General features: G+C 54.0%; 18 protein-coding genes. 4 read left to right on the forward strand and 14 right to left on the reverse strand.

All coding sequences use genetic code 11. The annotated features are described in order from the left end of the window. Positions 1–51: 51 nt before the first annotated feature. From LCS67_RS02465 to gltB, 3 genes are all read right to left on the reverse strand, one after another. Complete coding sequence (locus LCS67_RS02465; RefSeq protein WP_000184310.1) at positions 52–1,155, reverse strand: PDDEXK nuclease domain-containing protein; 1,104 nt, start codon at positions 1,153–1,155, stop codon at positions 52–54. 207 nt (positions 1,156–1,362) lie between these two features. Further along, the gene (gltD, locus tag LCS67_RS02470; protein ID WP_000081633.1) at positions 1,363–2,781 is read right to left on the reverse strand and encodes a glutamate synthase subunit GltD; all 1,419 of its coding nucleotides are present in this window, start codon (positions 2,779–2,781) and stop codon (positions 1,363–1,365) included. 9 nt (positions 2,782–2,790) lie between these two features. Next, positions 2,791–7,251: a glutamate synthase large subunit gene (gene gltB / locus LCS67_RS02475; protein ID WP_015406273.1), complete on the reverse strand. Its 4,461-nt coding sequence runs from the start codon at positions 7,249–7,251 to the stop codon at positions 2,791–2,793. A gap of 671 nt (positions 7,252–7,922) precedes the next feature. Here gltB and LCS67_RS02480 point away from each other — a divergent pair. From LCS67_RS02480 to mtgA, 4 genes are all read left to right on the forward strand, one after another. After that, positions 7,923–8,852, forward strand: coding sequence for a TIGR01212 family radical SAM protein (locus LCS67_RS02480; RefSeq protein ID WP_001176888.1), 930 nt, complete (start codon positions 7,923–7,925; stop codon positions 8,850–8,852). Between the two features lie 93 nt (positions 8,853–8,945). Continuing rightward, positions 8,946–11,282 (forward strand): aerobic respiration two-component sensor histidine kinase ArcB, encoded by a 2,337-nt coding sequence (gene arcB, locus LCS67_RS02485; protein WP_000809807.1) that lies wholly within the window; start codon positions 8,946–8,948, stop codon positions 11,280–11,282. A gap of 226 nt (positions 11,283–11,508) precedes the next feature. Then, positions 11,509–12,162 carry an isoprenoid biosynthesis glyoxalase ElbB gene (gene elbB / locus LCS67_RS02490; protein ID WP_000719811.1) on the forward strand — a complete coding sequence of 218 codons (654 nt, stop codon included), beginning with the start codon at positions 11,509–11,511 and terminating at the stop codon, positions 12,160–12,162. After that, positions 12,159–12,887: a monofunctional biosynthetic peptidoglycan transglycosylase gene (gene mtgA / locus LCS67_RS02495; RefSeq protein WP_000044653.1), complete on the forward strand. Its 729-nt coding sequence runs from the start codon at positions 12,159–12,161 to the stop codon at positions 12,885–12,887. Before elbB ends, mtgA begins: the two co-directional genes overlap by 4 nt. 74 nt (positions 12,888–12,961) lie before the next feature. On the opposite strand, the gene yrbL is transcribed toward mtgA, so the two are convergent. The 11 genes from yrbL to kdsD all read right to left on the reverse strand — a co-directional run bounded on the left by yrbL (position 12,962) and on the right by kdsD (position 20,810). Continuing rightward, positions 12,962–13,594 (reverse strand): PhoP regulatory network protein YrbL, encoded by a 633-nt coding sequence (gene yrbL, locus LCS67_RS02500; RefSeq protein ID WP_000576805.1) that lies wholly within the window; start codon positions 13,592–13,594, stop codon positions 12,962–12,964. 246 nt (positions 13,595–13,840) lie between these two features. Further along, positions 13,841–14,113: a PTS phosphocarrier protein NPr gene (gene npr / locus LCS67_RS02505; RefSeq protein WP_000216797.1), complete on the reverse strand. Its 273-nt coding sequence runs from the start codon at positions 14,111–14,113 to the stop codon at positions 13,841–13,843. Further along, positions 14,110–14,964, reverse strand: a complete 855-nt coding sequence (gene rapZ, locus LCS67_RS02510) for an RNase adapter RapZ (protein WP_000243749.1) — start codon at positions 14,962–14,964, stop codon at positions 14,110–14,112. The genes npr and rapZ overlap by 4 nt, the downstream gene beginning before the upstream one ends. A gap of 45 nt (positions 14,965–15,009) precedes the next feature. Further along, complete coding sequence (gene ptsN, locus LCS67_RS02515; protein ID WP_000609332.1) at positions 15,010–15,501, reverse strand: PTS IIA-like nitrogen regulatory protein PtsN; 492 nt, start codon at positions 15,499–15,501, stop codon at positions 15,010–15,012. 117 nt (positions 15,502–15,618) lie between these two features. Continuing rightward, positions 15,619–15,906, reverse strand: a complete 288-nt coding sequence (hpf, locus tag LCS67_RS02520; protein WP_001176589.1) for a ribosome hibernation promoting factor — start codon at positions 15,904–15,906, stop codon at positions 15,619–15,621. A gap of 22 nt (positions 15,907–15,928) precedes the next feature. Continuing rightward, positions 15,929–17,362 carry an RNA polymerase factor sigma-54 gene (gene rpoN, locus LCS67_RS02525; protein WP_000809020.1) on the reverse strand — a complete coding sequence of 478 codons (1,434 nt, stop codon included), beginning with the start codon at positions 17,360–17,362 and terminating at the stop codon, positions 15,929–15,931. Between the two features lie 47 nt (positions 17,363–17,409). Next, positions 17,410–18,135, reverse strand: a complete 726-nt coding sequence (gene lptB / locus LCS67_RS02530) for an LPS export ABC transporter ATP-binding protein (RefSeq protein WP_000224104.1) — start codon at positions 18,133–18,135, stop codon at positions 17,410–17,412. A gap of 6 nt (positions 18,136–18,141) precedes the next feature. Further along, a complete protein-coding gene (gene lptA, locus LCS67_RS02535; RefSeq protein ID WP_000669770.1) occupies positions 18,142–18,696 on the reverse strand; it encodes a lipopolysaccharide ABC transporter substrate-binding protein LptA in 555 nt (184 codons plus the stop codon). Beyond that, a complete protein-coding gene (lptC, locus tag LCS67_RS02540) occupies positions 18,665–19,240 on the reverse strand; it encodes an LPS export ABC transporter periplasmic protein LptC (RefSeq protein WP_000047845.1) in 576 nt (191 codons plus the stop codon). The genes lptA and lptC overlap by 32 nt, the downstream gene beginning before the upstream one ends. Beyond that, complete coding sequence (kdsC, locus tag LCS67_RS02545) at positions 19,237–19,803, reverse strand: 3-deoxy-manno-octulosonate-8-phosphatase KdsC (RefSeq protein WP_000030029.1); 567 nt, start codon at positions 19,801–19,803, stop codon at positions 19,237–19,239. Before kdsC ends, lptC begins: the two co-directional genes overlap by 4 nt. A gap of 20 nt (positions 19,804–19,823) precedes the next feature. Beyond that, positions 19,824–20,810: an arabinose-5-phosphate isomerase KdsD gene (kdsD, locus tag LCS67_RS02550; protein ID WP_000018613.1), complete on the reverse strand. Its 987-nt coding sequence runs from the start codon at positions 20,808–20,810 to the stop codon at positions 19,824–19,826. Between the last annotated feature and the right edge of the window lie 7 nt (positions 20,811–20,817).

Raw genomic sequence — 20,817 nt, forward strand, 5'->3', positions numbered from 1 at the left:
ACGTTTTCGTATGATATTTTTTTGATAATTATTCATGGCATTAATGGTTCGCTAGTTTTTCTCCGTTGTCAGTGAACCACCGCGTGTGAGTTGAGTTTCCAGCATGGTTTGCGAACGAATAAGTTCGTCTGTGAGTAATTTTTCGTCGGGCAACTGCACCTTGTACTCGCTCGCCATGATGGTGTTTGGCAGGCCAGTCAGCGCGTAATGCGCTTCCCCCGCGCCTTTCCCTGCGCACAAAACCAGGCCGACTGGCGGGTTTTCGCCGGGCATTGTCCAGTGCTCTTTGGCATAGTTCAGGTACATATTCATCTGCCCGGCATCCGCATAACCGAATTTGCCTACCTTCAGGTCAACGAGCAACAGGCAGCGCAAGCGACGATGGAAGAACAGCAGATCGACGCGGAACCAGCTATCGTCTATGCGTAGTCGGCGTTGACGGCCAACAAAAGCAAAATCGTCACCGAGCTCCAGCATAAAGTCCATCAGGTGGCTGAGCAGCGCGTCTTCGAGATCTGATTCGGAATACTCGTCCTTCAGGTTAAGAAATTCCAGAATGAACGGGTCGCGTATGGTTTGCTCCGGCAAAACGTTTGGCTCGGCGGGTGCAGGCTGCTGCAACATGGCAGATTTGTCGTGGGACAGTAGCGTTCGTTCGTAAAACTGAGTGGCGATTTGCCTGTCGAGTTGCCGTACGGACCAGCCGTTACGTAGCGTCTCTTTCTCGTAAAAAGTGCGGGCATTGGGATTTTTTACCGACAAGAGGCGGACATACGCCGACCAGGGGAGTGGGAAAGATTTAGCCAGTTGCGCCAAATGGAGAGATTCTCCAGACACTGTCTGGAGAATCTCAATTTTTTGAAAATAAAGATAAAACTTTTTAAATTGCCATAGATTACTGGCAGAAAAACCTCGTTTATATCTTTGGCTTAAATCCTGTGATAAACGATCAATTAGCTGTTCACCATAAGCAGCTCTGGCTTCACCGCCTTGTTCAAATTCAACAATGCGTCGACCCATTTCCCAATAGGTTGCTGTCATGATGGTGTTGATGCTGCGAACGGTTTGTGTCCGCGCTGTATCCAGCAGTTGAACAATTCCGTCATGGATTTGCTGATATTCATCAGACTGTGGCGCTAAAGTTGGATTCGTCATGTCATCCCTTACGTGATAGTTTCATTATGAAATTAGAACGCTATCAATACGCTTCAGGCGTAAACGGATCAATCCATGAACGGATTTTACATGGCATTACATCTCGATTTACGAGCGGGTTTCCAGAATCGGCAGGAGAGATATTGAGGAGAGGAATATCGGCTCCCCAGCCATCAGCACAAGGCATCAACCGGGGAGCCGGAAGGGTTACACTTCGAGGTAGTTCATAATCCCGTCAGCCGCCTTACGGCCTTCGGCAATCGCCGTCACCACCAGATCGGAACCGCGCACGATGTCGCCACCGGCGAAGATTTTCGGGTTGCTGGTCTGGAAAGCATTATCGCTGCGTTCCGGCGCGATAATTCGTCCCTGCGAGTCCAGTTCCACGCTGTGTTTCGCCAGCCATTCCATGCTGTGTGGACGAAAACCAAACGCCATCACCACCGCATCAGCCGGAACCACATGCTCGGAACCGGCGACGATCTCCGCCCGCCGACGGCCTTTGGCATCCGGTTCGCCCATTTCAGTGCGCACCATTTTTACGCCGCTCACTTTGCCGTTGGCATTGACTTCAATGCCCAGCGGTTGAACGTTAAACTGAAATTCGACACCTTCCTCGCGCGCGTTCTTCACTTCGCGTCTGGAGCCCGGCATGTTCTCTTCATCACGACGATAAGCACAGGTTACGTGCGTTGCGCCCTGACGAATGGAGGTACGTACGCAGTCCATTGCGGTATCGCCGCCGCCCAGCACCACCACGCGTTTGCCTTCCATGCTGACATATGGTTCGTCGCTGGTTTCGCCAAACCCCATGATCTGCTTCGTATTGGCGATCAGGAACGGCAGAGCGTCGAATACGCCGTCCGCATTTTCATTTTCCAGCCCGCCGCGCATCGACTGATAGGTGCCGACGCCAAGGAATACCGCGTCGTACTCTTTCAACAGCTCGTCAAGTTCGACGTCGCGGCCCACTTCGGTATTAAGTTTGAACTCAATACCCATGCCGGTGAAGATCTCGCGACGGCGGGTCATCACCTCTTTTTCCAGTTTGAAAGCTGGAATACCGAAGGTCAGCAGGCCGCCGATTTCCGGATGGCGATCAAAGACCACCGCCTTCACGCCGTTGCGGGTCAGCACGTCGGCGCACGCCAGCCCTGCCGGACCTGCGCCGATAATTGCTACCCGTTTGTCCGTCTGGCGCACGCCGGTCATATCCGGGCGCCAGCCCATTTCGAACGCTTTATCGTTGATATAGCGCTCAATGTTACCGATGGTCACCGCGCCGAACTCATCGTGCAGCGTACAGGAGCCTTCACACAGGCGGTCCTGCGGGCAGACGCGGCCACACACTTCCGGCAGGGTGTTGGTCTGGTGCGATAGCTCAGCCGCCTCAAAAATACGCCCTTCATTAGCCAGTTTCAGCCAGTTCGGGATGTAGTTATGTACCGGACATTTCCACTCGCAGTAGGGGTTACCGCAGGACAAACAGCGATCCGCCTGGGCCTTCGCCTGACCTTCAGAAAACGGTTCGTAGATTTCAACAAATTCGATCTTACGGATCTTCAGCGGTTTCTTCGGCGGATCAACGCGCTGCAGGTCGATAAATTGATAAACATTCTGGCTCATTTCAATTCCTTACTGCGCCTGCACGCGCAATTCTGCCGCACTACGACTACGGTGGCCCAACAGGGCTTTGACATCGCTGGACTTGGGCTTCACTAACGCGAATTGGGTTGAGAAGCTTGACCACCTGGACAGGATCTCTTCGCCGCGTTGCGAACCAGTATGCTGCACGTGCTCGGTGATCAGGCCGCGCAGATGCTCTTCGTGGATAGCCAGCGAATCAACGTCCAGTACTTCTACCAGTTCCGGGTTCACGCGTTTACGGAATTCGCCATCTTCGTCCAGCACATAGGCGAAGCCGCCGGTCATCCCCGCGCCGAAGTTAACGCCGGTTTTACCCAGCACGCAGACGATGCCGCCGGTCATGTATTCACAGCCGTTGTCGCCGATGCCCTCTACTACGGTAATCGCCCCGGAGTTACGCACGCCGAAACGTTCGCCCGCGCGGCCCGCTGCGTACAGACGGCCACCGGTCGCTCCATACAGGCAGGTGTTGCCGATAATGCTGGCCTTATGACTGAGGAAGGCGGAACCTACCGGTGGTCTGATGGCGATCAAACCGCCTGCCATACCTTTACCGACATAGTCGTTGGCATCGCCAGTCAGATATAACTCCACGCCGCCCGCGTTCCACACGCCAAAGCTCTGGCCTGCGGTACCGCTGAAGTGCGCTTTAATCGGATCGGAAGCCAGCCCCTGATCGCCGTGGGTCTGTGCGATGTAGCCGGAAAGCGACGCGCCGACGGAACGATCGGTGTTGCGGATGTCGAACCAGAAGGTTTTGCTCTGGCGCGCATCGATAAACGGTTTCGCCTGCTGCAATAGTTGCGCATTCAGCACGCCGTTATCAAACGGCGGGTTATTCTCGGTGCAGTACAGCGCTTTACCCGGATGAGGTTCAGCGGTTTCCAGTAGACGAGACAGCGCCAGCTTCTGCTGTTTCGCCGTAAAGCCCTCCAGCTCTTTCAGCAGGTCGGTGCGGCCAATCAAATCCACCAGGCGGGTCACGCCAAGCGAAGCCATCAGCTCGCGCACTTCGCGGGCGATAAATTCAAAGTAGTTGGTCACTTTGAACGGCAGGCCGTGATAGTGGTTCTTACGCAGTTTTTCATCCTGCGTCGCTACGCCGGTTGCGCAGTTATTCAGGTGGCAGATACGCAGATATTTACAGCCCAGCGCCACCATCGGGCCGGTGCCGAAGCCGAAACTTTCCGCACCGAGAATCGCCGCTTTAATGATGTCGACGCCGGTTTTCAGACCGCCGTCCACCTGCAGACGAATCTTGTGACGCAGACCGTTGGCGACCAGCGCCTGCTGGGTTTCAACAAGTCCGAGTTCCCACGGGCAGCCAGCGTATTTCACCGAAGAGAGCGGGCTGGCGCCAGTACCGCCGTCGTAACCGGCGATAGTAATCAGATCCGCATAGGCTTTCGCCACGCCGGTCGCGATGGTGCCGACGCCCGGTTCGGACACCAGCTTCACGGAGATCATCGCCTTCGGGTTGACCTGTTTGAGGTCGAAAATGAGCTGCGCTAAGTCCTCGATAGAGTAAATATCGTGGTGCGGCGGCGGGGAGATCAGCGTCACGCCCGGCACTGAATAGCGCAGTTTAGCGATATACGGGGTGACTTTATCCCCCGGCAACTGACCGCCTTCGCCCGGTTTCGCGCCCTGCGCGACTTTAATCTGAATCACATCGGCATTGACCAGGTACGCTGGCGTCACGCCAAAGCGACCAGAGGCCACCTGTTTGATACGCGACACTTTATTGGTGCCGTAGCGCGCAGGGTCTTCACCGCCTTCGCCGGAGTTGGAGTTGCCGCCGAGGCTGTTCATCGCTTCCGCCAGCGCTTCGTGCGCTTCCGGACTTAATGCGCCGATAGACATGGCTGCGGTATCAAAGCGTTTAAACAGCTCACTGGCGGGCTCAACCTCGTCGATAGTCACCGCCTCGCCGTCTGGATGTATCGCCAGCAGATCGCGCAGCGTTGCCGCCGGACGCTCATTGACCAGTTTGGCGTATTCCTGATAATCGCTGTACTCGCCGCTCTGTACCGCCTGTTGCAGGGTACGCACGACATCCGGGTTATAGGCGTGATATTCGCCGCCGTGGACGTACTTCAACAGGCCGCCAGGGCTAATGGGTTTGCGCGCCAGCCAGGCGCGTTTGGAGAGATTCAGCAGATCCTGCTGGAAGTCATCAAAGCTCGCGCCGCCGATACGGCTGACCACGCCCTGGAAGCACAGTTTTACCACATCATCGTGCAGCCCGACCGCTTCAAACAGTTTGGAGCAGCGGTAAGAGGCAATGGTCGAAATGCCCATTTTGGACATAATCTTGTACAGCCCCTTGTTGATGCCGTTGCGGTAGTTCTGCATCACGGTACGGTAGTTTTTAGCGATGGCCTGGGTATCAATCAGACGCCCCAGCGTTTCGTAGGCCAGGTACGGATAGATGGCCGTTGCGCCAAAGCCGAGCAGTACCGCAAAGTGATGCGGATCGCGGGCGCTTCCGGTTTCTACGATGATGTTGGCGTCGCAGCGCAGGCTTTGTTCCACCAGACGCGTTTGCACCGCGCCCACCGCCATCGGCGCGGGGACCGGCAGGCGATTCTTACCGATATTGCGATCCGAGAGGACCAGCAGCACGGTGCCGTTACGCACCATCTGTTCCGCTTTATCGCACAGCGCCTTAACCGTCGCGTCCAGTGTGGTTTCGGTGACATCAAAGGTAATGTCAAGCCAGTCGGCGCGGTAGTGATGCTCGCTCATGGTGGTGAGCTGTTTGAAATCGGAGTACAGCAGAATTGGCGATTTAAAACTCAGGCGATGGGCCTGACCTTCCGCTTCGCAGAAGACGTTCATTTCGCGACCGATGCTGGTGGCGAGCGACATGACGTGCGCTTCACGCAGCGGGTCGATAGGCGGGTTAGTGACCTGCGCGAACTGCTGGCGGAAGTAGTCGTAAATAATACGCGGCTGGCTGGAGAGCACGGCAAAGGGGGTGTCGTCGCCCATTGAGCCGACGGCTTCCTGGCCGTTTTCGCCCAACACACGGATAACCGAGTCCAGCTCTTCGGCGCTGTAGTTAAACTGTTTCTGATAGCTGGCGAGCAGGTCATCGTCCAGTTCGCGGCTACCGACTTCTTCATCAGGCAGCTCTTCAAACGGCACCAGACGGCGAACATTCTTTTCCATCCACGCTTTATACGGATGGCGGCTTTTCAGATCGTCATCGGTTTCCGCGGAATGCAGAATACGTCCGCCGCGGGTGTCGATCACCATCAGCTCGCCTGGACCGACGCGGCCTTTCTCGACCACTTCATCCGGCTGATAGTCCCAGATACCGACTTCGGAGGCGCAGGTGATCAGCTTGTCTTTGGTAATGACATAGCGTGCCGGGCGCAGGCCGTTACGGTCAAGGTTACAGGCGGCGAAGCGCCCGTCGGACATCACGATGCCTGCCGGACCGTCCCACGGCTCCATATGCATGGAGTTAAAGTCAAAGAAGGCGCGCAGATCCTGGTCCATATCGGGGTTGTTCTGCCAGGCGGGCGGCACCAACAGGCGCATGGCGCGGATAATGTCCATCCCGCCTGCCAGCAGCAGTTCCAGCATGTTGTCCAGCGAGCTGGAATCCGAACCGGTTTCGTTAACAAACGGCGCAGCGGACTGTAAATCCGGGATCAGCGGCGTCTGGAATTTATAGGTACGGGCGCGCGCCCACTGGCGGTTGCCAGTGATAGTGTTAATCTCGCCGTTATGCGCCAGGTAGCGGAACGGCTGCGCCAGCGGCCAACGCGGCACGGTGTTAGTGGAAAAGCGCTGGTGGAACAGGCAGATGGCCGATTCCAGACGCAGATCCGCAAGATCCAGGTAGAAGCGCGGCAGATCCGCCGGCATACACAGACCTTTATAAATGTTGACCAGATTCGACAGGCTGCATACGTAGAAATCTTTGTCGTCCTGCAGACGTTTTTCAATGCGTCGGCGGGCGATAAACAGACGGCGCTCCATATCGCGCGGACGCCAGCCCGCCGGAGCGTTGACAAAAATCTGCTCAATACGCGGCAGGGAGGAGAGGGCGATTTCACCGAGCACGCCTTCATTGGTTGGCACATCGCGCCAGCCGACAATCGACAGGGTTTCCTGCTGTAATTCTTCTTCGACAATATGGCGTGACGCGGCGGCCAGTTCAGGATCTTTATTCAAAAAGATCATCCCGACGGCGTAGTTTTTGGCTAAGCGCCAGCCGCGCTCTTCGGCCACGATGCGAAAGAAACGGTCAGGTTTTTGTAACAGCAAGCCGCAACCGTCGCCGGTTTTACCGTCGGCAAGGATCGCCCCACGGTGCTGCATCCGGGCCAGCGCGTGTATGGCGGTACGCACTACCTTGTGGCTAGGTTCGCCTTCTATGTGGGCGATCAGGCCGAAACCACAGTTATCCTTCTCAAGGGATTTATCGTACAACATATCAGTGAACCTCCCCAGGCTCTACGGGACGCTCTCCCAACCGACGGCGCGCGGGCACAGCAAGAGCATGGCGACGGGGCTGGCGCATCATACGCTTACCTCGCATTCGCCCTCTTTGTGTCCTTTGCGCATTGGTAAATACGGTTAAGAGGGAATCTCAATTACTGCATAAATATGATGAGCAGACGGCTCATCCAGAAAGCTTCCAGCGGATCCCCAACTTATCGGGAATCCACACCCAGGTCAAATGGCAAACTGATTTATGCAAAAGTGTGCTGCAGCACAGATAACTTTTTGAATATATTGAAATTAAAAGGTTTTTTATAGAGTGGCTGCTAATACGGAGCGGCAGAAAGCCTGTGATCTGTCTCACTATAAGAGCCGCTCGCCAGACGTTATCTGACCTTGCTTTTTCAAAAATCTTGGCATTTTATGCTGTTTTAAGCGTGAGCAGTATTGAATGCTACTGTTTTTATCGATGACCCAGCAAACGCTGAAAAAAGAGGGGAATATCAGGAAAAATCATCAGCGGGATTATGAATGAAATATCGTTTATTTTGCTTGATTATGCAATGGATAAAAGCCTTCCGGGACGATTGATCCAGGTCATCGCCAAAGGAGACTAAAAATGGCAGGCTTTGGCCTCTTTTTAAGAGGCGGTCTATCAGATTATGCAGTTACAGAAATTAGTCAATATGTTTGGTGGGGATCTTTTACGTCGGTATGGGCAAAAGGTTCATAAGCTGACGCTTCATGGCGGTTTTAGCTGCCCTAATCGCGACGGTACCATCGGGCGTGGCGGTTGCACCTTCTGTAATGTCGCCTCTTTTGCCGATGAGGCGCAGCAGCATCATTCCATTGCCGAGCAGCTTGCGCATCAGGCGCATCTGGTGAACCGCGCTAAACGCTATCTGGCCTATTTCCAGGCCTACACCAGCACCTTTGCGGAAGTGCAGGTGCTGCGTTCCATGTATCAACAGGCGGTCAGCCAGGCCAGTATCGTCGGGTTATGTGTCGGTACGCGTCCGGATTGCGTCCCGCAGGCAGTAGTAGATTTACTGTGTGAATATAAAGATCAAGGCTACGAGGTGTGGCTGGAACTGGGATTGCAAACCGCGCACGATAAAACCCTGCGCCGAATTAACCGCGGGCATGACTTCGCCTGCTATCAGCGTACCACCCGGATTGCCCGGGAGCGCGGGCTGAAAGTGTGCGCGCATCTGATTGTGGGGCTGCCGGGAGAAGGGCAGGCAGAATGCCTGCAAACCATGGAGCGTGTGGTGGAGACGGGCGTAGACGGCCTTAAACTGCATCCGCTGCATATTGTGAAAGGCAGTACGATGGCCAAAGCCTGGGAAGCGGGGCGGCTGAACGGCATCGAACTGGACGACTACACGCTAACGGCAGGTGAGATGATTCGTCATACGCCGCCGGAGGTAATTTATCACCGGATTTCAGCCAGCGCTCGCCGTCCGACGCTGCTTGCCCCGCTGTGGTGCGAGAATCGCTGGACGGGGATGGTTGAGCTGGACAAATACCTGAATGAGCATGGCGTACAGGGCTCTGCGCTGGCCCGTCCCTGGATACCACCTGTAGCGTAGCGTGATGAGGGGCGCTACGCATATTTCGCACAATATTCAACGCGGTTCCCATAATTGGGTATTATGTGCGAAGTTGTGGTGAAGGAATCCTCTATGAAGCAAATTCGTATGCTGGCGCAATACTATGTCGACCTGATGATGAAATTGGGTCTGGTGCGCTTTTCCATGCTCCTGGCGTTGGCATTGGTGGTGCTGGCGATTGTCGTGCAGATGGCGGTGACCATGGTGCTGCATGGTCAGGTTGAAAGTATCGACGTTATTCGTTCCATCTTTTTTGGCCTGTTAATTACGCCCTGGGCGGTCTATTTCTTATCCGTTGTTGTTGAACAACTGGAAGAGTCAAGGCAGCGACTGTCGCGTCTGGTGCAAAAGCTGGAGGAGATGCGCGAGCGCGATCTCAAGCTTAACGTACAGTTGAAGGACAATATTGCCCAGCTTAATCAGGAAATTGCCGATCGCGAAAAAGCGGAAGCGGAGCTGCATGAGACATTTGAACAGCTAAAAGTAGAAATTAAAGAGCGTGAAGAAGCGCAAATCCAGCTAGAACAGCAATCCTCTTTTCTGCGCTCCTTTCTGGACGCCTCGCCGGATTTGGTTTTTTATCGTAATGAGGATAAAGAATTTTCCGGCTGTAACCGCGCAATGGAATTGCTAACCGGCAAGAGCGAAAAACAGCTGGTGCATTTGAAGCCGGAAGATGTGTACTCTCCCGAAGCGGCGGAGAAAGTCATTGAAACCGATGAAAAAGTATTCCGCCATAACGTCTCCCTGACCTACGAACAGTGGCTGGATTACCCGGACGGACGAAAAGCCTGCTTTGAAATTCGTAAAGTGCCTTATTACGACCGTGTCGGTAAACGTCATGGCCTGATGGGATTTGGTCGTGATATTACCGAACGTAAGCGTTATCAGGACGCGCTGGAACGCGCCAGCCGCGACAAGACCACGTTTATCTCTACCATCAGTCATGAGCTGCGCACCCCGCTTAACGGCATCGTCGGTTTAAGCCGCATCCTGCTGGATACCGATCTCACCGCCGAACAGGAAAAATACCTTAAAACAATCCATGTCTCCGCCGTGACGTTAGGCAATATTTTCAATGACATCATTGATATGGATAAGATGGAGCGGCGTAAGGTTCAGCTTGATAACCAACCGGTTGATTTCACCAGCTTTATGGCCGATCTGGAAAACCTTTCCGGTTTGCAGGCGCAGCAAAAAGGGCTACGTTTTGTGCTTGAGCCGACGTTGCCGCTGCCGCACAAAGTCATTACCGACGGAACGCGTCTGCGCCAGATTTTATGGAATTTGATCAGCAATGCGGTGAAGTTTACTCAGCAGGGCCAGGTGACGGTGCGGGCGCGCTATGATGAAGGCGACATGCTGCACTTTGAAGTGGAAGATTCCGGGATCGGCATTCCGCAGGATGAGCAGGATAAAATTTTCGCCATGTATTATCAGGTGAAAGACAGTCATGGCGGTAAGCCGGCGACGGGTACCGGTATCGGGCTGGCGGTCTCCCGTCGGCTGGCGAAAAATATGGGCGGCGATATTACCGTCTCCAGTCTGCCGGGCAAAGGATCGACCTTTACGCTAACGGTTCATGCGCCAGCGGTGGCGGAAGAGGTGGAGGACGCCTTTGATGAAGACGACATGCCGCTGCCCGCGCTGCATGTTCTGCTGGTCGAAGATATTGAACTGAACGTGATCGTAGCGCGTTCGGTACTGGAAAAACTGGGGAACAGCGTGGATGTCGCGATGACCGGCAAGGCGGCGCTGGAGATGTTCGCGCCGGGCGAATATGACCTGGTCTTACTAGATATTCAGCTACCGGATATGACGGGTCTGGATATCGCCAGAGAACTGACCCGTCGCCACACGCGGGAAGATTTACCGCCGCTGGTAGCGCTTACGGCTAACGTTCTGAAAGATAAAAAAGAGTATCTGGACGCTGGTATGGACGATGTGCTGAGTAAGCCGCTGTCGGTGCCGGCCTTAACCGCGATGATTAAAAAATTCTGGGACGCCACCGATAAAGAGGAGAGTACCGTGACGCCTGAAGAGAGCGATAAAGCGCAAGCGCTGCTGGATATCCCGATGCTGGAACAATACATCGAGTTGGTTGGGCCTAAATTGATCACCGACGGTCTCGCGGTGTTTGAAAAAATGATGCCTGGCTATTTAAGCGTGCTGGAGTCCAATCTGACGGCGCGTGACAAAAAAGGCGTCGTTGAGGAAGGGCATAAGATTAAAGGCGCCGCCGGTTCGGTAGGGCTGCGTCATCTGCAACAGCTTGGCCAGCAAATCCAGTCGCCGGATCTTCCAGCCTGGGAAGATAACGTCGCGGAATGGATTGAAGAGATGAAGCAGGAGTGGCAGCACGATGTCGCGGTGCTGAAAGCCTGGGTGGCAAACGCGGAAAAAAAATGACCCCGGTTTGACCGGGGTGCGCGAATACTGCGCCAACACCAGGGAAATCGTGGCTGCGCCGTGCTTATTATGATGATGTCAAAGGCGCAGTCCTGTTTTCAGGCCGCACGCAGTTAAGATAGCAAATCCTAAATGATTTGTTACATGAATCATTTAAATGTGTGAAGCGTAGCATTTTAATCAAAATTATTAATGGGCTTGAGTCGGTTGCAGGAGGATGTTCACCATGAAAAAAATTGGCGTAGTGCTCAGCGGATGCGGCGTCTATGACGGCGCCGAAATTCATGAGGCCGTTCTGACGCTGTTGGCCATTGCCCGCAGCGGCGCGCAGGCTGTCTGCTTCGCGCCGGATAAACCACAAGCGGATGTTATTAATCACCTGACCGGCGAAGCGATGGCGGAAACGCGTAACGTTCTGATTGAGGCGGCGCGTATTACGCGGGGCGATATTCGTCCCCTGTCCCAGGCTCAGCCAGAGGAACTGGATGCGCTCATTGTGCCTGGCGGTTTCGGCGCGGCGAAGAACCTGAGTAATTTCGCCAGCCAGGGGAGCGAATGCCGGGTGGATAGCGATGTCGTCGCGCTGGCGAAGGCCATGCACCAGTCCGGCAAGCCGCTGGGATTCATCTGTATCGCGCCCGCAATGTTGCCGAAAATCTTTGACTTCCCGCTACGTCTGACAATAGGGACGGATATTGATACCGCTGAAGTACTTGAAGAGATGGGGGCCGAACACGTACCTTGCCCGGTTGATGATATCGTTGTGGACGAGGATAACAAGGTCGTGACCACCCCTGCCTATATGCTGGCGCAGGATATCGCCCAGGCGGCAAGCGGCATTGATAAATTAGTGTCGCGCGTGCTGGTTCTGGCGGAATGAGCAAACGACGCATCGCGCCGTTAACGTTTTTGCGCCGTCTACTTTTACGTATCCTTGCTGCGCTCGCCGTCTTTTGGGGCGGCGGCATTGCGCTGTTTAGCGTGGTTCCGGTGCCTTTTTCGGCGGTGATGGCGGAACGGCAGATTAGCGCCTGGCTCGGCGGAGAGTTCGGTTATGTGGCGCATTCTGACTGGGTCAGTATGGCGGATATCTCGCCGTGGATGGGGCTGGCGGTAATTGCGGCGGAAGACCAGAAGTTCCCTGAGCACTGGGGCTTTGATGTTCCGGCGATTGAAAAAGCGCTGGCGCATAATGAGCGGAATGAGAGCCGTATTCGCGGCGCCTCTACGCTTTCGCAGCAAACGGCGAAAAATCTCTTTTTATGGGATGGACGCAGTTGGGTGCGCAAAGGTCTGGAGGCTGGGCTAACGCTGGGCATTGAAACTGTCTGGAGCAAAAAGCGCATCCTCACGGTTTATCTGAATATCGCGGAGTTTGGCGATGGTATTTTCGGCGTGGAGGCTGCGGCACAACGGTATTTTCATAAACCTGCCAGTCGCTTGAGTGTGTCTGAAGCCGCGTTGCTGGCGGCGGTATTGCCAAATCCGTTACGCTATAAGGCGAATGCGCCTTCTGGCTATGTGCGTAGCCGGCAGGCGTGGATTATGCGCCAGATGCGCCAACTGGGCGGGGAATCTTTTATGACGCGCAACCAGCTTAATTAATTTTGTCGAATGGCGGCGCGAACGCCTTATCCGGCCTGCGATCTGTGTCGTCCAGGCCTGATAAGCACAGGCCATTAAGCTTCGTGAGAAGTAAGCGCCAGCCGTTTCTTGTCTTTTGGCTGCGCGTCCCTCTCCAGGGCAACGGCCAGTGCAGGCTGGGCGATAAACCGCTGCCACACCCTCTCCAGTTTGCGTTCACAGCACCATGTTGACCAGGTCGCCAGCGGGATAAAGGTACTTTCCCCCAGATTGTCGCAAACCACCGGAACCACTTCTGACTCGCTGATACGCTGGCACAGGATGTTTTGCGGCTTCAGCGACATCGTCACAATATGGTTATCCAGCAGGTAACGTTTCAGTTTTTTCAGTAGCCGCCGCAGGACAGCGACATCCTCTTCATAACGACATTGCGCGGCGAACTCGGTCAGGGTAATAGAGGGCGCGCCGTTGAAATCGGTAATCATGTCGTAGACATAGCCGGTGCCGCAATCGGTTTCTACCGTGCCGTAATAACGGGGGATAGCGCTCCAGTCCGTCAGGTAGCGGGACAGATGCGCATAGTAGTTCAGTTCACGCCGAATCTCTTTATCACCGCCGTGGTTACGGTTGTAAATGACTTTTATGCAACGCCGGGCATTATCCGGATGCGTATAGCATTTACGATGTCGACCGGTGCCCAGCGGAGTCTGTTTGGATAAGAAGATCATGGCAAGTCCTGGAAAAATTTATTCACATAAATTTAGTATGGACAAAGAACTTAAATAAAACCTAAACGAAATTTTTTAAGGTTTTCTTAATGTTTTTATGCATAGGTAAAGCGCACGAAATGTACAAATCTTACGAAAGGGTGGGGCTGCGGGATAAGTGGCAGGCAGGCGTAACACGCCCGGTTTTGGGATGATTGTCATCAAATACCGGGACGGCGTTGGGGAAAATAGGGTATATGAGGAGGTTTAGTCTTCGTCAAAGCCGGAATTGAACAGCGCGATAACCGCCGCCAGCGCTTCAACTTCTTGCGGACCGGTGGCTTCAATTTCGATCTGACGCCCTTTGGCGGAGTCGAGCATTAACAGAGCGATGACGCTATTTGCTTCCGCTTCGGTGCCTTCGTCATTGCGTAATAGCACCTCGGCGTCAAAACCCTGCATCAGTTCGAAAAGCTTCATGGCAGGCCGGGCATGCATGCCCAGCTTATTGGTGACTTCAACAGTTTGCTTTACGGTCATGTTTTGCGTTTTTCCAGCGTGCGATGGCGAGACTGGACATTTTTACCGCGCGAGCGGAAGTAGTCTGCCAGCTGTTCTGCAATATACACCGAACGGTGTTTCCCGCCGGTACAACCGATAGCGACGGTAAGGTAGCTGCGGTTGTTGGTCTCCAGCATCGGTAACCATAGCTCAAGATAGCTGCGAGTCTGATAGATAAAATTGTGAACTTCTGTGTGTCGGTCAAGAAACGCGGCTACCGGCTTATCAAGCCCGGTCATGGGGCGCAGTTTTGGATCCCAGTGCGGGTTGGGCAGAAAGCGGACATCAAACACATAGTCCGCATCAATCGGGATACCATGTTTAAAGCCGAAGGACTCAAATACCATCGTCAGTTCGCGCTCGCGTTTGCCCAACAGCCGGGTACGCAGCATCTCCGCCAGCTCATGGACGGACATTTCTGAAGTGTCGACGATCAGATCCGCACGTGAGCGTAACGGCTCCAGCAAGTCACTCTCTTTATCGATCGCACTCTCTAAAGAAAGGTTTTTGCTGGAAAGCGGATGCAAACGGCGCGTGTCGCTGTAGCGGCGAATTAAGGTATTGCGGTCGGCATCAAGAAACAGCAATTGCGGCGAGAAAGCGCCAGGCAGATTATTCATCGCCTGTTCAAAAATCTCAGGTGATTCAGGCATATTGCGCACATCAATGCTGACGGCGGCGGAAATCTGGCGATCGGCCAGCGTTCGCGCCAGATCGGGCAACAGCACGACGGGGAGGTTATCCACGCAGTAAAATCCCATATCTTCCAGCGCGCGCAGAGCGACAGATTTACCTGATCCGGAACGCCCGCTGACGATCATCAGTACCATGTACCGTTTCTCCTCACAACGACAGAAATAAATGCCATTGAGTTGTTATGCCTCATTCTGTTCACCTTCGGTGTCAGTAATGATTTGATACAGCTCTTCATCATTCAGCGCCGCGCGCAGGCGGCGGCAGATCGTTTTATCCGCCAGACGTTTCGCCACCAGCGACAGCGTGTGCAGATGCGTTTTAGTTTGATCGGCGGGCACCAGCAGGGCGAAGAGGAGATCGACCGGCTGGTTATCGATGGCGTCGAACGCGATCGGCGTTTCGAGCTGAACGAACACGCCGACGGCGCGTAAGGTATCTTCTTCCAGTTTCCCGTGCGGGATGGCGATACCATTACCAATACCGGTACTGCCCATTTTTTCGCGTGTCAGAATGGCTTCAAACACGACCTGAGGAGGTAAACTGAGCTGTTTTGCCGCCAGTTCGCTGATGATTTCCAGCGCGCGTTTCTTACTCTGACAATGAACGCCGCTACGCGTACACTCCTGGTTAAGTACACTGCTCAGTTGTAGAGTCGTATCGTTATTTATCATAATTTCACCTAAGAACCTGTCCTGTCAGGTTGATGGCCAGGTTCGGAGCGCTAACTGTACAAATGGCCCGTTGTGTCACACAACAGGCCGTCCTGCACTGGCTAACTGCCCGGACAATTAGTGTTGTTTCAGTTTATCTTTATGCCTGGTTAACTGCCTTGCCAGTTTATCAATCAAGCCGTCAATGGCGGCATACATATCCTGGCCTTCCGCGCTGGCGTGAATTTCGCCGCCGTTAACGTGTAGCGTCGCATCCGAGATGTGCGTGACCTTCTCCACTTTCAACACCACGTATACCTGATTAATCCGCTCAAAATACTGTTCAAGTTTGGCGAATTTCGTCGTCACAAATTCACGCAGGGCTTCAGTAATTTCGACATTATGTCCGGTGATATTGAGCTGCATAGTGTCTTCCTTATCGGTTGGGTCAAACCAGCTGTTTGCGTTGGTTTGACGGCGGAATGGATAAAGACTCTCGGTACTTCGCAACAGTGCGGCGCGCCACCATGATACCTTGTTCTGACAGCAGAGAGGTTAACTTGCTGTCGCTCAGTGGTTTCGCGGGGTTTTCCGCCGCAATTAACTTCTTCACCAGCGCGCGAATCGCGGTGGAAGAGGCTTCGCCTCCGCCTTCGGTATTGACGTGGCTGGAAAAGAAATATTTGAGTTCAAAAATACCGCGCGGGCTGTGCAAATACTTCTGCGTGGTCACGCGGGATATGGTGGATTCGTGCATCTCGACGGCCTGGGCGATATCCGCCAGTACCATCGGTTTCATATATTCTTCGCCCTGTTCAAAAAAGGCTTGCTGTTGCTCGACGATGCAGCGACTGACACGCAGCAGCGTGTCGTTGCGGCTTTCAAGGCTTTTTATCAGCCACTTCGCATCCTGTAAATTACTGCGGATGAACTGGCTGTCGGCATCGTTGCGCGCGCTGTTGCACATGGCGGCATAGTGCTGGTTAATCTGTAAACGGGGAATACTGTCGCTATTAAGCTCCACCGTCCAGCGACCGTTATGCTTGCGTACCAGCACATCCGGGATAACGTACTCCGGCTCACCGGTCTGGATCGATTGACCGGGTCTGGGATCGAGCGACTGAATCAGGTTTACCGCCTCTTTCAGCACCTCTTCTTTTAGTCGGGTAACGCGCATCAACGTGCGGAAATCGTGGTTGGCCAGCAGATCAAGGTGATCGCAGATAATAAGCCGCGCCTCTTCCAGCCACGGCGTGGATTTGTCGAATTGTGAAAGCTGGATCAGCAGACAGTCGCGAAGATCTTTTGCCGCGACGCCTACCGGATCAAAACGCTGAATGCGCTTCAGAACGGCTTCAACCTCATCGAGATCCACCTCTACATCGCCCATGCTTTCGCGAATTTCGTCCAGGGATACGGTGAGATAGCCGGTATCATCTACCGCGTCGACAATGGATGTCGCAATAGCGCGATCGGTGTCCGAGAAGGGCGTTAGCTCAACCTGCCACATCAGATAATCCTGCAACGACTGCGTCGTTTCGCCCTGATAGACGGGCAGCTCATCGTCGATATAATCGCCGCTGGGGCCGGACGGCGTCCCGGCGGTGTAAATTTCATCCCAACTGGCGTCAAGCGGCAGCTCTTCCGGCATCTCTTTTTGTTCGAGCGCGTCGGCGGTATCGAGAGGATCGTTATCCTGAGGTTGCTGAGTGTCGATTTCGTCATGAAGATCGGTTTGCTCAAGCAGCGGGTTATTTTCCAGCGCTTGCTGGAGTTCCTGCTGAAGTTCCAGCGTAGACAACTGCAACAGACGGATGGCCTGTTGTAGCTGAGGCGTCATCGCCAGTTGTTGGCTAAGCCTGAGTTGCAAACCTTGCTTCATATTCAGAGTCGTTTTCTCCCGCTAGAGCAGCATAGCCCTCTACCCTATCAGAGTCTGAAGTCTTCCCCAAGATATACACGCTTAACGTGTTCGTCTTGCAGGATTTCTGTCGGCGTACCGTGGGCAATAAGGTGGCCCTGGCTCACGATATAGGCGCGTTCACAGACTGCCAGCGTCTCACGGACGTTATGGTCGGTGATCAGCACGCCGAGCCCGCTATCGCGCAGATGCTCGATAATGCGTTTGATGTCGATAACGGAAATCGGGTCAACGCCGGCAAACGGTTCATCCAGCAGGATAAATTTGGGATTAGCGGCCAACGCGCGGGCTATTTCTACACGACGGCGTTCACCACCGGACAGCGCCTGTCCCATACTGTCGCGCAGATGCTCAATATGAAACTCTTCCATCAGCTCGTTGGCGCGGTCCTCTCGCTGTTCTGCGGTCAAATCGTCACGAATTTGCAGTACCGCCATCAGGTTATCAAATACGCTGAGACGGCGGAAAATAGAGGCTTCCTGCGGCAAATAGCCGATACCGCGGCGCGCGCGCGCGTGCAGCGGCAGCAGACTGATATCTTCATCATCGATGATGATATTGCCCGCGTCACGCGGCACGATACCGACGACCATATAAAAGGTGGTGGTTTTACCCGCGCCGTTTGGACCGAGCAGCCCGACAATCTCCCCGGAGTTAACGGTCAGACTGACATCTTCCACTACGCGACGGCCTTTATAGGCCTTCGCCAGATTCTTTGCAGTTAATGTTGCCATAACGAATTAGTTACTCTTCTTTTGCGCCGGAGTCTGGCCTTTGTTTTTGTCTTGCAACTGCGACGGCACCAGAACGGTGGTGACGCGTTTGCCTTTCTCGCTGAAGGCCTGCATTTTCTGCTCTTTCACCAGGTAGGTGATTTTGTCGCCGGTAATGTTGCTGTCAAGCTGCTCCAGATAAGCGTTGCCGGTTAGCACCACAAAATCTTTCGCCAGCTCGTAGTGCATATGGGAAGCGTGGCCTTTCACCGGCTTACCGTTGTCCTGCATCTGGTAGAAGGTGGCCGGATTGCCGTAACCGTCGATCACCTCTTTCCCCTGTTCGCCGCCAGGGCGGGTAACCACGACTTTATCGGCGTTGATCTTAATCGTGCCTTGGGTCATCACCACGTTGCCCGTAAAGGTCACGACGTTGCCTTGCATATCCAGCGACTGTTGATCCGAGTCAATATGAATAGGCTGTTCGGTATCGCCCGTGACGGCGAAAGCCGGAATGCTGGCGGCCAGCAGCGAGCCGGCAAGCATAAGATTAAGGCTGAGTTTGTTTGTTTTGAATTTCATAAGAGGTTCTAACCTTTTCAATCAGCTCGGCGTTCTTGCTGCGTAAGTTACCGCGCATTTTCAGTCCGCTGGAGTTAAATGTTGTGCCGTATAACGTCACCAGATCGTTCGAGGTAACATCCTGTGTCACCAGATTAATCTGCGCGTTATCGGTGGTAATTCTGCGTAATTGAGCGTCAGGCACCAGGGCGTTGACTTCAACATGACCATACAGATAGAGCATCCGATCGTTAGTCAATTTGGCTTTATCGGCCTTGATCGACCATGTCGGCACTTTATCCTTATCAAAGGTGGTTAATACCGGTTGCGTAAACCATGAGACCGCCTGATCGGAAAAATATTCAACGTGCTGCGCGATCAGACGATAACTCAACGCGCCTTCCGGACTGTATACGACGGTATCCGTATGCTCGCTTTTATACGTGGGATCGTTGCTGTTGACCATCACGGCAGCAGGATCGTCTTTATCCGCCAGATTGATACCAATCAGTACCAGAATGGCCAGCGACAGTAGAATGATAACCCAACGTCTGGTTTTACTCATATCGATTGCCCTTTGGCCTCATCCAGCTTGCCCTGCGCCAGCAGCAGCAAATCGCACACCTCACGTACCGCGCCGCGCCCGCCGGCAATGTGCGTCACATAGTCAGCGCGGGGGATCAGCAGCGGATGCGCATCCGCAACGGCAACGCTTAACCCCACTTTTTCCATCACCGGCCAGTCAATCAGATCATCGCCGACATAGGCAACATTTTCCGGCGCAATGGCCAGTTTTTCCAGCAGATCGCTAAAGGCGATCAGCTTATTCGACTGTCCCTGATAAAGATGGACAATCCCCAGCGTGGCGCAGCGATCTTCTACAAGTTTAGCCTTTCGTCCGGTAATAATGGCAACCTCGATATTGGAGGTCAAAGCACAGCGAATGCCATAGCCGTCACGAACGTTGAAAGCCTTCAGCTCTTCGCCGTTATTGCCCATATAAATCAGGCCGTCAGACAATACGCCATCCACGTCCAGGATGAGCAGGCGGATATTCTCCGCTTTGGTCATGACATGGGTGCTGACGGGGCCATAACAGGTCGCAAGCGACGCACCTGCTTTACTCATCGTTAATTATCCTTGAGTTTCTACACGACGCCTGCACGCAGGAGATCATGCATATGTAACACACCGAGTAACTGGTCGCCATCAGCAACCAGTACGGAGGTGATATGGCGGGACTGCATTAAATTCAGCGCATCGACAGCGAGAATACCGGGACGCACGCGAATGCCCCCTGGCGTCATCACCTCGGCGATCCCCAACTGGCGCATATCGCCGCCCATATCGAACACGCGACGTAAATCGCCGTCGGTGAAGATACCGTCAATCTTCATGGATTCATCGCAAATGACGGTCATACCGAGATTTTTACGCGTAATTTCTAGCAGCGCATCACGCAGGGTGGCATGTTTATTAACATGCGGGATCTCATCGCCAGTATGCATAATATCGCTTACGCGCAGCAGTAGCTTACGTCCCAGCGCGCCGCCAGGATGCGACAGAGCGAAATCCTCGGCGGTAAAGCCGCGCGCTTTTAACAATGCCACGGCGAGCGCGTCGCCCATCACCAGCGTTGCGGTGGTACTACTGGTAGGCGCCAGTCCTAACGGACACGCTTCTTTGGGCACTTTAACACACAGATGCACATCTGCCGCACGCGCCATGCTGCTTTCCGGTCGCCCGGTAATGCAAATTAACGGCACGTGCAGCCGTTTAAGCACCGGTATTAGCGCCGCGATCTCGCTGGATTCGCCGGAGTTGGAGATAGCGATAACCACATCCTGCGGCGTAACCATCCCCAAATCGCCGTGCGCGGCTTCGCCCGGATGTACAAAAAAGGAAGAGGTGCCGGTACTGGCGAACGTGGCGGCCATTTTCCGTCCGATATGGCCGGATTTTCCCATCCCCATGACCACCACTTTTCCGGTGCAGTTGAACATTTTTTCACAGGCCAGCGTGAAATCCTGGTTGATATATTGATCAAGTTCCGCCAGGCCTTCACGTTCAATTTCCAGGACCTCTTTGCCTGCCTGCTGAAAGTCAAACCCCGGTTGCAACGCTAAATGCGACATAATCCGT

The sequence above is a fragment of the Salmonella sp. A7 genome, assembly GCF_020181675.1.
Lineage (GTDB): Bacteria > Pseudomonadota > Gammaproteobacteria > Enterobacterales > Enterobacteriaceae > Salmonella > Salmonella enterica.

What these genes read in the sequence shown, in the direction of transcription:
- mtgA (WP_000044653.1), top strand. Translation starts at nt 12,159, where the DNA reads ATGAGCAAACGACGCATCGCGCCGTTAACGTTTTTGCGCCGTCTACTT.
- npr (WP_000216797.1), bottom strand. Translation starts at nt 14,113, where the DNA reads ATGACCGTAAAGCAAACTGTTGAAGTCACCAATAAGCTGGGCATGCAT.
- lptC (WP_000047845.1), bottom strand. Translation starts at nt 19,240, where the DNA reads ATGAGTAAAACCAGACGTTGGGTTATCATTCTACTGTCGCTGGCCATT.
- gltD (WP_000081633.1), bottom strand. Translation starts at nt 2,781, where the DNA reads ATGAGCCAGAATGTTTATCAATTTATCGACCTGCAGCGCGTTGATCCG.
- kdsC (WP_000030029.1), bottom strand. Translation starts at nt 19,803, where the DNA reads ATGAGTAAAGCAGGTGCGTCGCTTGCGACCTGTTATGGCCCCGTCAGC.
- rpoN (WP_000809020.1), bottom strand. Translation starts at nt 17,362, where the DNA reads ATGAAGCAAGGTTTGCAACTCAGGCTTAGCCAACAACTGGCGATGACG.
- yrbL (WP_000576805.1), bottom strand. Translation starts at nt 13,594, where the DNA reads ATGATCTTCTTATCCAAACAGACTCCGCTGGGCACCGGTCGACATCGT.
- hpf (WP_001176589.1), bottom strand. Translation starts at nt 15,906, where the DNA reads ATGCAGCTCAATATCACCGGACATAATGTCGAAATTACTGAAGCCCTG.
- rapZ (WP_000243749.1), bottom strand. Translation starts at nt 14,964, where the DNA reads ATGGTACTGATGATCGTCAGCGGGCGTTCCGGATCAGGTAAATCTGTC.
- gltB (WP_015406273.1), bottom strand. Translation starts at nt 7,251, where the DNA reads ATGTTGTACGATAAATCCCTTGAGAAGGATAACTGTGGTTTCGGCCTG.
- ptsN (WP_000609332.1), bottom strand. Translation starts at nt 15,501, where the DNA reads ATGATAAATAACGATACGACTCTACAACTGAGCAGTGTACTTAACCAG.
- lptA (WP_000669770.1), bottom strand. Translation starts at nt 18,696, where the DNA reads ATGAAATTCAAAACAAACAAACTCAGCCTTAATCTTATGCTTGCCGGC.
- lptB (WP_000224104.1), bottom strand. Translation starts at nt 18,135, where the DNA reads ATGGCAACATTAACTGCAAAGAATCTGGCGAAGGCCTATAAAGGCCGT.
- LCS67_RS02465 (WP_000184310.1), bottom strand. Translation starts at nt 1,155, where the DNA reads ATGACGAATCCAACTTTAGCGCCACAGTCTGATGAATATCAGCAAATC.
- LCS67_RS02480 (WP_001176888.1), top strand. Translation starts at nt 7,923, where the DNA reads ATGCAGTTACAGAAATTAGTCAATATGTTTGGTGGGGATCTTTTACGT.
- arcB (WP_000809807.1), top strand. Translation starts at nt 8,946, where the DNA reads ATGAAGCAAATTCGTATGCTGGCGCAATACTATGTCGACCTGATGATG.
- elbB (WP_000719811.1), top strand. Translation starts at nt 11,509, where the DNA reads ATGAAAAAAATTGGCGTAGTGCTCAGCGGATGCGGCGTCTATGACGGC.
- kdsD (WP_000018613.1), bottom strand. Translation starts at nt 20,810, where the DNA reads ATGTCGCATTTAGCGTTGCAACCGGGGTTTGACTTTCAGCAGGCAGGC.